General features: G+C 65.2%; 12 protein-coding genes. 10 read left to right on the plus strand and 2 right to left on the minus strand.

The genetic code is table 11. The annotated features are described in order from the left end of the window. Positions 1-85: 85 nt before the first annotated feature. Genes CH296_RS03995 through CH296_RS04030 form a run of 9 tightly spaced genes read left to right on the plus strand, consistent with a single transcriptional unit; the run spans position 86 to position 7,770 of the window. Positions 86-826: a peptidoglycan-binding protein gene (locus CH296_RS03995; RefSeq protein ID WP_094684063.1), complete on the plus strand. Its 741-nt coding sequence runs from the start codon at positions 86-88 to the stop codon at positions 824-826. Beyond that, positions 823-951, plus strand: coding sequence for a hypothetical protein (locus tag CH296_RS29420; protein WP_256980323.1), 129 nt, complete (start codon positions 823-825; stop codon positions 949-951). Before CH296_RS03995 ends, CH296_RS29420 begins: the two co-directional genes overlap by 4 nt. Further along, positions 948-1,313 (plus strand): hypothetical protein, encoded by a 366-nt coding sequence (locus tag CH296_RS04000; protein ID WP_094684064.1) that lies wholly within the window; start codon positions 948-950, stop codon positions 1,311-1,313. The genes CH296_RS29420 and CH296_RS04000 overlap by 4 nt, the downstream gene beginning before the upstream one ends. After that, on the plus strand, positions 1,313-1,723 hold the full coding sequence (locus CH296_RS04005) for a hypothetical protein (RefSeq protein WP_094684065.1): 411 nt from the start codon (positions 1,313-1,315) through the stop codon (positions 1,721-1,723). The genes CH296_RS04000 and CH296_RS04005 overlap by 1 nt, the downstream gene beginning before the upstream one ends. Further along, positions 1,723-1,995 carry a hypothetical protein gene (locus CH296_RS04010; RefSeq protein ID WP_094684066.1) on the plus strand — a complete coding sequence of 91 codons (273 nt, stop codon included), beginning with the start codon at positions 1,723-1,725 and terminating at the stop codon, positions 1,993-1,995. Before CH296_RS04005 ends, CH296_RS04010 begins: the two co-directional genes overlap by 1 nt. Next, positions 1,985-4,756: a hypothetical protein gene (locus tag CH296_RS04015; protein WP_094684067.1), complete on the plus strand. Its 2,772-nt coding sequence runs from the start codon at positions 1,985-1,987 to the stop codon at positions 4,754-4,756. Before CH296_RS04010 ends, CH296_RS04015 begins: the two co-directional genes overlap by 11 nt. Next, positions 4,749-6,881, plus strand: coding sequence for a hypothetical protein (locus tag CH296_RS04020; RefSeq protein ID WP_143546317.1), 2,133 nt, complete (start codon positions 4,749-4,751; stop codon positions 6,879-6,881). The genes CH296_RS04015 and CH296_RS04020 overlap by 8 nt, the downstream gene beginning before the upstream one ends. After that, positions 6,881-7,303, plus strand: a complete 423-nt coding sequence (locus tag CH296_RS29760) for a collagen-like protein (RefSeq protein ID WP_094684069.1) — start codon at positions 6,881-6,883, stop codon at positions 7,301-7,303. The genes CH296_RS04020 and CH296_RS29760 overlap by 1 nt, the downstream gene beginning before the upstream one ends. Further along, positions 7,303-7,770: a hypothetical protein gene (locus CH296_RS04030; protein ID WP_094684070.1), complete on the plus strand. Its 468-nt coding sequence runs from the start codon at positions 7,303-7,305 to the stop codon at positions 7,768-7,770. The genes CH296_RS29760 and CH296_RS04030 overlap by 1 nt, the downstream gene beginning before the upstream one ends. Here CH296_RS04030 and CH296_RS04035 read toward each other — a convergent pair. Continuing rightward, positions 7,767-7,982 carry a hypothetical protein gene (locus CH296_RS04035; protein ID WP_094684071.1) on the minus strand — a complete coding sequence of 72 codons (216 nt, stop codon included), beginning with the start codon at positions 7,980-7,982 and terminating at the stop codon, positions 7,767-7,769. The two genes, CH296_RS04030 and CH296_RS04035, sit on opposite strands and share 4 nt — an antisense overlap. 6 nt (positions 7,983-7,988) lie before the next feature. Next, a complete protein-coding gene (locus CH296_RS04040; RefSeq protein ID WP_094684072.1) occupies positions 7,989-8,825 on the minus strand; it encodes a tyrosine-type recombinase/integrase in 837 nt (278 codons plus the stop codon). Between the two features lie 501 nt (positions 8,826-9,326). Between CH296_RS04040 and CH296_RS04045 the strand changes: the two genes are divergently transcribed. Further along, positions 9,327-9,668: acyl-ACP desaturase (locus CH296_RS04045; protein ID WP_179277621.1), on the plus strand; the 342-nt coding region annotated here is incomplete at its 3' end.

Here is a 9,668-nt window from a genome sequence, read left to right on the forward strand (position 1 = left end):
GCCAGTCGCCCACCGTGTTCGAGGAGCTGACGCTGCTCGAGCGCAACGCATTCATCGAGATCGCCAACAAACGAGCGAAGAGGAAATGATGGTCACCACCGAGAACGGATGGGCCTCGATCCCCCCGAGCAAGGTCGTACGACGTGGCATCACCGGAACGAACATCGTGCTACCCCTGCACCCGCACGATTGCGGATTCGTGCTCATCAGCTTCGCGGCAATGTACAACCGCGTCATCGAGCCTCTGATGGGCGGCGCGTCCGATGAAGGCGGCTACACCGAAACGAACTCGGTGTATACGTCGAATCACAAGTCAGGCACCGGCATTGACCTGAATTGGAACAAGTACCCGTTCCGGCGGTACACGATGGCCAAGGCGATGGTCAACGATGTGAAGGCCCTACAGGCCGACTTCGCGTGGCTCATCGACTGGGGCCGTGACTGCTGGGGCGGCAACCCGGTAGACGAGATGCACTACCAGGTCGCCAAGGGCAAGTCGATGCAGGCGTACGTCGACTTCGCGAACGAGCTGCGAGCCGGCAAGTTCGGTCTATACGGCGCAACCGCACCGACCCTCGATCCGGTCATCGTCCCGCCGGTCCTCAACCCGCACGCCGGCGGTCTGCTCATGCGTGGCTCGACAGGAGACGCAGTGCGCCGGCTCCAGGACCGGCTGAACCGGGACTATCCCCGGTACTCCCGCCTCGTGGTCGACGGCGACTTCGGGCCGGCCACCGAGGGCGTCGTGCGTGAGTTCCAGCGCCGCGCGAATCTGCTCGTGGACGGCATTGCGGGGCCGGCCACTCTCAAGGCTCTCGGACTGTGAGGGCGCTCCACACCTTCGCCACGGCGGTGGTGATCGGCGTCGTCGCCGGCACCACCGCAGCGGCGAGCTATCTGCTGCGTACCGAACTGCCCACCGAGGCACAGCTCATGGAAGAGAAATCATGACCGCACCACAAGGCCCCCTCGATCTCGTGCGCAACGAGATCATGCGCCGGCTCGGACCGATGATCGACGCGAAGTTCGAGGAGCTGACGCCGAAGCTGCTGAAAGCTCTGAACGACGACGAACCGCTGTCGTCGGTACCCGAGGAACCCACGGTGCCCGCAAAGACTGCAGCGGCCCGTACAGCCGTGCAGGCGGCTATTGCGCTGCCACTGTCGGCTGCGCTCGGCTACGCAGCCGAAGTCATCGGCGGCGACGACTTCGAGCTGTTGGATCTCACCGACTGGAAAGGGCTCGGCAGCGGCGCAGTGGTGGCCGGCATCATGGCTGTGCTCGCATTCGGCGCACGCAAGATCGGCCGCTGATGAACGAACGCGCCGTGCTCGCAGCAACTCGACTGCTGTCGATGCTGCTCGGTTTCGGTGCGATCGCAGTCGGCTACCTCTACGCCGGCCCTGAGTCGCTGGTGCGCCGGCCACTGCCCGCCGGTCAAGAGACACTGGTGGTGCTGATCGAATCGGCCTTCCCTGTGTGGCCGTTCCTGTTCGGCATCAGCGGCACAGTGCTCATCGTGTGCGCCTATCTCCAACGCCAGATCCTCTACGCCCACGGGCTGGTGATCTTCGCGTGGTCGTTCTGGGGATTCTGTCTCATCATCGCGCCACTGCGCAGCGTCCCACCCACACCGATCATCGTCGGCGTTATCGCATTCGTGTGTTGCGTCGCGGCCAATGTCGGCACTATGCGCCTCTGGGCGGCTCTCGGAGTGAAGTAATGGATGTCGTCTCGATCGTCGTAGCCGCAATCGGCGCACTCGCCACCGCAGTCGCAACGGTCGTATCCGTCAAGGGACGCATTCAGACCGAAAACGTTGTCGCACTTGTGAAGTCGAACAAGAGCCTCAACAGTCAAGTTGCTCGGCTGGACGAATGGAAAATAGCCGGCCGGTACTACATCGCTCGACTGCGAGGGCAGTTGGCCGACAACGGGATCGAGCCTCTGCCGCTTCCCGCAGAACTACGGGAGGACTTGACCGATGGCCGGTAATTCCGTCGACATCTACATCAACGGTCACGAGCGAGATCTCCTCCAGGCGATCGAGCGCACGAAGGCCGCGATCGCAGCGCTGCGCGACTCGAAGGCCACCGTCACCGTCGACGTGGACGACGGCGCACTCGACGTGCTCAAGGCGAAGCTCGCAGCCATGCGAGACGGTGACGTGACCGTGGACGTGAACGTCAACGACGCGAAGCTCGCCGCGCTCCGAGCGAAGATGGATGCGCTTCGCAACACCCGCGTCAAGGTCACCGTCGATGTCGACCGGACCGAGCTGAACATTCTGCGTGCCGAACTCGCCGGCCTACGTGACCGCACAGTCAACGTCGACATCGACTCCGATCTCGCCGGCTTCCGCGCTGCCCTGGCCGCATCCACCCTCGGAGGCGCGAACGCACGGATCAACCTCGATCTCGACACCGCCGGCGCAGCAGCCGAACTCGCCGCATTCCTCGCGGCCGTCCCCCGCTCGGTGACGATCAACCTCGATGTCGATACCGCCGGTGCAGCAGCCGAACTCGCTGCGTTCCGCGTCGCCATGCTCGCATTGAACAACGACTCGATCAGGCTCGGTGCGAGCACCGGTGGCAACGCAGCATCGGGCATCGCACGCATGGGCGCGTCGGCCGGAACCTCGCTGCCACTGCTCGGCGCACTCGCCCTTGCCGTCGCACCGCTCGCGTCCGGTGCGGCCGGCCTCGGCATCCTCGGCACCGCTGCCGCCCTCGGCGCGGTGACCGCTGCCGCCGGCGGCATGTCCGTCGCCTTCGGTCTCGGCGTGGCCGCTCTGCCCATTGCCGCCGCCGCAGCCTCTCAGGAGGTCAAAGACTCCTTCTCCTTCATGAAGGACGACGTGGTCTCCACCATGAAGGAGATCGCTCAACCGGTCCAGCAGCCGCTGATGGACCTCGCGACATCGGTCGGTGCCGCGTTCCATTCGATCCGACCGAGCCTCGATGTCGTGACCGCCGGCGCGGCCCGACTCGTCGGTGAGCTGACCGGCAAGATGCCGGCCATCGCCAACGAGGTCGGCCCCGCGCTGGAGAAGATGTTCACCGGCGCAGAGCCACACATCAAGAATCTGATAGGAAACATCCCCGAGTACGTGCGGGCGTTCGGTGACTTCGCCGGCAAGCTCGGAGATCCTGCGATAGTCGAAGGCGCACAACGAGTCTTCGGTGCCATACCCGGCATCATCGACGGCGCAGGAGACGCACTCGTCGGTGCCGGCGAGGCATTCGGAGATCTGATGGGCTGGCTCGATGCCGGCAACCTCTCCGGGTTCACAGACGGCATCGGCAAGCTGTTCGAGAACCTGGGCAACACCGACTGGTCCGGTGTCACAGCAGGATTGGCCGACGCAGGCAACGCCTTCGGTGACTTCATGGCGAACATCGACACCCAGAATCTCGCCACCAACATCGAAGGCATCACCCAATTCGCCACTGATCTCACGTCCGCCGCAGACAAGGTGGTCTCGGAATACCAGCGCATGGACGAGGCGTTCCGGCAGTCCAACGAGGATGCCGGCGGCGGCCCCGTCGAGTGGGGCGCGAAAGCTGCGCAATGGATGAAGAGTTCGCTTCTCGACGGGCTCGGCGACTTCAGCACAAGCGGACTGTTCGACACCCTGTTTCCCCCTGGGGACGCACCGGTTATCCCGGCCCCCGAGATCACTCCACCGGACACGTCTGCGATCAACGATCCGTTCGCGATGCTGCCGCCCGCGGTTTTGCCGGCACCGGTGGTGACACCGCCCGACGCTGGGGCGGTCAACGATCCGTTCGCCGCGATGCCTCCCGCTGTGCTGCCGGCACCCGTGGTAACTCCACCGGACACATCGGTCATCGGCGGCGCGCTGGAGAACATCGCGCCCCCGACGATCGAGGCCCCGGTCGTGCCGGCCCCCGAGGTCACTCCGTCCGCACCGATCCCTGCACCCGAGGTGACTCCACCGCCTCCGGTCCCCGTCACTGTCGAGGTAGTGGAGGGCGAAGCGGTCACGGTGCCGCCGCCGGCCCCGGTGCCGATCACGTTCGACGTGACACAGCCGACGCTCGAACTGACCCCGCCACCACCGGTGCCGATCACGTTCAATGTGACACTGCCGACCATCAGCATCCCTGCCCCGGCCCCGGTGCCGGTCAGTGTGCAGGTCGACACGTCGGGCGCGAACGTGAACCTGTCCGGTGCCGGTGCGCGTGCCGGCCAGTCGTTCGCATCCGGTCTCGCCGGTTCCGCTGGTGCCGTCGCCGGCGCTGCCGCGTCGATGGCAGCCGCCGCCTCGAGTGTGTCGGTGAACCTGTCCGGTCAGGGTGCAGCTGCGGGCGCCAGCTTCGCGGCCGGCCTCGCATCACAGGCCGGCGCAGTGGCTGCCGCTGCCGCTCAGCTCGGCGCAGTCGCCGCCGCGAACAAGGGTGTATACAAGGGCCGCAAAGGAATTGCGGCCGACCGGATCATGCTCATCCCACACGGCCAGGCGATGGTCCGTGGCTTCATCGACGGTCTCGGCAGTCAACGGCGCGAGCTGATCACCGAGGCATCGTCCCTGGCACAGGCAGTGACGAAGCGTTTCGACGAGGAGCTGGTGCCGAACATCGGACTCAGTGGCGGCGTCGGCGTGCAGCAGGTCGTGCACGTCACCGTCGAGGCCGGCCTCATGGCCGACCCCGTAGTGATCGGCCGCGAGGTGCGCGACGTGCTCGGCGCGTACGCCTCCGCTGTCGGTGGATCGGAGACGATCGATGTCTAAGTTCACCGACGCCACGATGGTGGCCGTGCAGGTGGAGACCGCGCGCGAGCAAGTATGGGTGGAGGACGGCATCACGCCCGCTGTCTACCCTGTCGGCGGCATCCCGCTGCTGTCGTTGCTTGCGGCACAGGAGAACTCGGAACTCCGCAACGTCACTACCCCTTTCGTCGGCAAGGGCCTGTTCGCCACCGACCGACGCGACCAACCGCTCACTGGAGCAACGGTCGCAACGTCGCTCAATCTGAGCATCGACTACTCCGGCTTCGGTTCGGATCGAGTCGTGAAGGACATCAGCGGCACAACGTCCAGCGTGGTCAGTGCGGAGTCGGAGACGAGCCTGGGGCCGGTGATCGTCCAGACACGCATGCCGACCCCCGTCACCCCCGGCGATCGTGTGAGCTTCAGCGGTCAATTCGGCATCCGGCGCTCCGGCTCGACGTGGCCGCGCGACGAGAACGATGCTCAGACCGGCCTATCGGTGGTGTGCACCCTCTACGGGATCAGCCGCACCGAGGACGAATACGGCACAGTCGACCAGGTATCGACACCGCTACTGGAGTACGTGAGCAACTTTCAGCCGGCGCTCGGATCTCAGCAGACTTCGCACACTCTGCCCACAGTCTCGCCGGCCGTGGTGCCCGCCGGTGTGAGCGAGGTGCATCTGACTATCTGGTTGCGCGCCAACACAACCGGCAAGCCGGTCTCTGCTCAGTACATGGCGAAGAAAGCCGGTGTGCTGTACATCGGTGCGACATGGAACTACTTCACGTTCAGCGACGCGAACCCCCTGACGCTGACTGTGCTGCCGCAGGTGATCCCCGCCGGCCCGCCGGCTCCGACGTGGCACACCCGCACGCAGGAGCAGAACCGGATCTACCGCTACACCTACGAGACGATCACCGATGACGTGGTGGAGGTGAAGACGGAGAAGATCGAGGCCGATCTCGGTGTGCAGCGAATCAAGTTCGCATCGGCCACCGTGGACCCGAAAGTCACTGTCGGTAAACGTGTTCGGATCATCGCCCTGGACCCCGATGGTGTGGGCCTGACGGTCATCGCAGCCGGCCGCGTCCGATCACGCCGCATCGTCCCCGGCATCGGCCGAGTGCCACAGGTGGAGATCGGCGTGCACGACAGTCACGCCCGTCTCGGTGAACCCTGCCCTGCCGCGTTCGACACGTTCGGCAAATATGTGCCGGCACTCAACAGGCTCGGTATCCCCGTGACCATCGACGGCGTCGACGTGTCCGGCCCGCCCCGCCCGCTGCCCCCGTGGGGCGGCGCTTACCCGTCGTACGCTGACGAGAAGCTGACCTACCTCACATCGCTCGTGATGGCCCGCAACGCCCGCAAGGGCTTCCTGCGGATCACCCGCGAGGATCGCCTCGAGGTGCTGTCCGCGCTGCCGGACACCGTTGCGCTCGACGTATCGGACGAACCCCGCGAGGGCGATATGTCGTACTCGATCAACGCCGAGTTCGGCTCGGATACAAAGGATCTCGTGAACGCTGTACGTGTCACTGAGAACCTGCTGGACTCCGAGGACTTCACCGACCGTTATGTCGGCAGCGACGACCCACCGGCCAAGCTCGACTTCATCGCCGGCCGCACCCAGACCGCCGAGTACCGTCGCGAGGCGTCGATCGAGGCGTTGGGCCTGTCGTCGCGCACGTTCCCCGTGGTGCGTGGTTCGGGTGCGTGGCTCGACATCGAGGCCGGCAACTACGGCACGAACTTCGCAGCATGGGCGTCGGCCATCCTCGATCAGTACAGCGTCGAGAAGACCAGCCCCCGTGCGATCACGCTGCCCGTTGTGACCGCAGCCGAACGTGCGCTCGTTTCGAAGCTCGACGTACTCGACGCAATCGTGGTGCGCCGGCTCGGTGTCCCGTACGTGCAACGCATCCGGCGTATCAGTCACACGATCAAACCGGGCTCGTGGAAAGTGGAGCTCCGGTTCGATGTGACCGGCTCCCAGGTCTACTGGCTGCCCGATACCCCGGTGCCGCTCATCACACTCGGCGACACCGACGCCGGCACCATCTTCGCGCCGTCGCCGGGTCTGGTCGACGGCGGGCACCCCGACGACACCGTTACGCACCTACTCGATGGAGGAACGCTCTGATGGCCGACCGCAAACGCATTCAACAGCTCCGCGCCACAGCAGCGGAATGGACAGCACTGAATCCCGTGCTCGACGCCGGCGAACTCGGCTGCGAGATCGACACCGGCTTCCTCAAGGTCGGCAACGGCATCGCCCCATGGAACGACCGCCCGTACCAGGTGGGCCCGCAAGGCCCGGCCGGCCCGCAGGGCTCAAAGGGTGATACCGGTGCGGCGTCGACCGTCCCCGGCCCGCAAGGACCGCAAGGGCCGGCTGGTGCAGCGTCGACCGTCCCCGGCCCGCAAGGACCGCAAGGGCCGGCCGGCCCCGCCGGCGGTGTCCAGAACGTGGCCGGCATCGCCAACGTCCGCAAGATGACCGCCGCCGCGTACGCCGCGCTCGGATCGAAGGACGCCACCACCGCCTACTTCATCGTCGGCTGATGCCACTCCAGATAGGTGAGGCCGCAGTCAGTTCCGTCTACATCGGCGCAGATCCGGTCTCACGCATCCATATCGGTAACGATCTCGTGTGGCAGGCCTACGCCGGTGCCGGCATGGACAAGTCCGGCAACCAAACCCTGTCGGGCTCGACGTGGTCGCAGATCACCAGCTGGGCGGCGCGCAGCGGCTCGGTGGTGGTGAGCAACGGGCTTGTGCTGCCGGCCGGCGTGACCGCCACCGCAGTGGTGCAGGTGACCTACGGCGGTAGCAACGCAGTCAACAGTTGCCGCGTCCTCGCAGACGGCGTTGTCGTCGGCACATCACCAGCCGGTGGACAGACCGTGACCGCCACACTCACCATCCCCGCTGCCGGCGTCGATCGACTGATCACCGTCGAGGGCTACGTCGCCGGCCTCACGGGTGGTCGAGCAGTCGCCGCTGCCGGCACTTTCCTGACGCTGAGCTAGCTGGTGACCTGCGCTAGAAACAGGATCACCACGACGAAGACGACTATGCCGGCGCAGATGCACAGCAGGACGGTGGTCGCCCGGTGTGCATTCGGGTTCGCCGCTGTGGACTTGCGCGCACGCCGACGACGCAGCAACGTGTCGATCGCGAATCCCCACAGGGTGAGCAGTATCAACAGCTGAATCCACGCCATCTCCTGGAACACCGTCATGGTCGGTCAGGCTACGGCACGGAACAGGTCCAGCTTGTCGATTGCCGCTCGCATCCGCACATCGGACACGCCGGTGTACCCCTGAGTGGAGGTGATCGAGCCGTGGCGCATCAACTCTTGCACGACACGCACATCGGCCCCGTCCTCCAGCAGCGTAGTTCCGTACCAGTGCCTGAGGGGGTGCGCTGAGCCGGGGACGTTGGCACGCCGGAATGCGTCACCGACGATCTGCGACACGGACTTTCGGGTCACGTGCTGACCGGGCCGAGTCTTGTTGCTGGGGAACCACCAGCCTCGTTGCGGCATGGTCTCGGCGGTGGCTGCGAGCACCGGGTGCAGTGGTACCCACTTCTCGTCGCCGCCCTTGCCGAGGATGAGCATGCGACCACGAGCGATGTCGATGCTTTCACCGCGGAATGCTGCGATTTCGATGCAGCGGAGGCCGGCCAATGTGGCGAGCAGGATCATCACGCGTGTGCGGTGATGCATGTTCGTTTTCAGCAGCTCGATCAGGTGGGCGTCGGCGACAGGGCGCGGCTTGCGCTTCGGCTGCCGCACGGTGCCCACTTTCAGCATCGGATTGTCGACTCGAATGTCCTGCACCTGTAGCCATTTGAACCACGTCGAGAGGTACGAGTGGTAGCAGTAGTGGGTGCTGCGAGACCACTCGGGATGCGAGGCGTACCAGCGCACGATGTCGAGAGGCTGAGCGAACGTTGGGTCGAGCTGTGCCTCACGCTCGAACTGCCGCAGTACTCGTATCCGCTCGCTCGTTGTCAGCTCTGATCGGCGCTGGCCGTGCTGAAAGATCTCCCACTGATCGATAGTCGCGTTAGTGCTCATGCGTCACAACTACCCCAAACCGGACAGGGCGGTCGGGCTTCTTCACAGAGTCGATACACGATCGGTGCCGAACCGGTACCGGCGGCGCAGATCCGGACACCTCGCGGATGAACTCGCCACACTGGGAGCAGAACAGGGCGCTCATGCGACGGCTCGCAGCGCGGTCACAGGGCTAAATCGTGGACCTTTTAATCCGCAGGTCGTAGGTTCGAGTCCTACTGGGGGCACCACACACCGTCCGAGTAACAGTGCTCACACCTGTCCGGAACGTACACTCGGGCGTAACGATCGGCCGAGACCGAGCGACGTGTTGGGGGAACTGCAGCGGTCGTGCACTCGCGAAGGCCGGTCGCAAGATCGACGCTCGGGGGAGACTTCGCGCCGATCGACACCGAACATCACGACCGCCGGAACAGCAAGTGAACAGCCACGACGAGGTTCACACCGAACCTACGGTGCCGTAAGCTGGACCGGTCGTACGCAATCTATGGAGGCGATCTAATGGCGAGGGATCTGACACAGCTCGAGCTTCTGCAAGAGCTGGTGCCCACTGCCGAGGACAATGTGAACCGTCACATCTCGATGGCTCGGGAGTGGCACCCTCACGACTACGTACCGTGGGACGAAGGTCGTAACTTCGCCGCACTCGGCGGCCAGGACTACGACCCGGAGCAGTCCAAGCTCTCCGACGTCGCACAGGCCGCGATGATCACCAACCTCCTCACCGAGGACAACCTGCCGTCCTACCACCGGGAGATCGCCGAGAACTTCTCCCAGGACGGTGCCTGGGGCACCTGGGTCGGCCGGTGGACCGCCGAGGAGAACCGGCACGGCATCGTCATG

Source organism: Rhodococcus sp. 14-2496-1d (assembly GCF_002259365.1).
Lineage (GTDB): Bacteria > Actinomycetota > Actinomycetes > Mycobacteriales > Mycobacteriaceae > Rhodococcoides.

Excerpts from the sequence above, each read along its gene's own strand:
- CH296_RS29760 (WP_094684069.1), top strand. The coding sequence starts at position 6,881 with ATGGCCGACCGCAAACGCATTCAACAGCTCCGCGCCACAGCAGCGGAA.
- CH296_RS04000 (WP_094684064.1), top strand. The coding sequence starts at position 948 with ATGACCGCACCACAAGGCCCCCTCGATCTCGTGCGCAACGAGATCATG.
- CH296_RS04040 (WP_094684072.1), bottom strand. The coding sequence starts at position 8,825 with ATGAGCACTAACGCGACTATCGATCAGTGGGAGATCTTTCAGCACGGC.
- CH296_RS04010 (WP_094684066.1), top strand. The coding sequence starts at position 1,723 with ATGGATGTCGTCTCGATCGTCGTAGCCGCAATCGGCGCACTCGCCACC.
- CH296_RS04035 (WP_094684071.1), bottom strand. The coding sequence starts at position 7,982 with ATGACGGTGTTCCAGGAGATGGCGTGGATTCAGCTGTTGATACTGCTC.
- CH296_RS04030 (WP_094684070.1), top strand. The coding sequence starts at position 7,303 with ATGCCACTCCAGATAGGTGAGGCCGCAGTCAGTTCCGTCTACATCGGC.
- CH296_RS04005 (WP_094684065.1), top strand. The coding sequence starts at position 1,313 with ATGAACGAACGCGCCGTGCTCGCAGCAACTCGACTGCTGTCGATGCTG.
- CH296_RS03995 (WP_094684063.1), top strand. The coding sequence starts at position 86 with ATGATGGTCACCACCGAGAACGGATGGGCCTCGATCCCCCCGAGCAAG.
- CH296_RS04015 (WP_094684067.1), top strand. The coding sequence starts at position 1,985 with ATGGCCGGTAATTCCGTCGACATCTACATCAACGGTCACGAGCGAGAT.
- CH296_RS04020 (WP_143546317.1), top strand. The coding sequence starts at position 4,749 with ATGTCTAAGTTCACCGACGCCACGATGGTGGCCGTGCAGGTGGAGACC.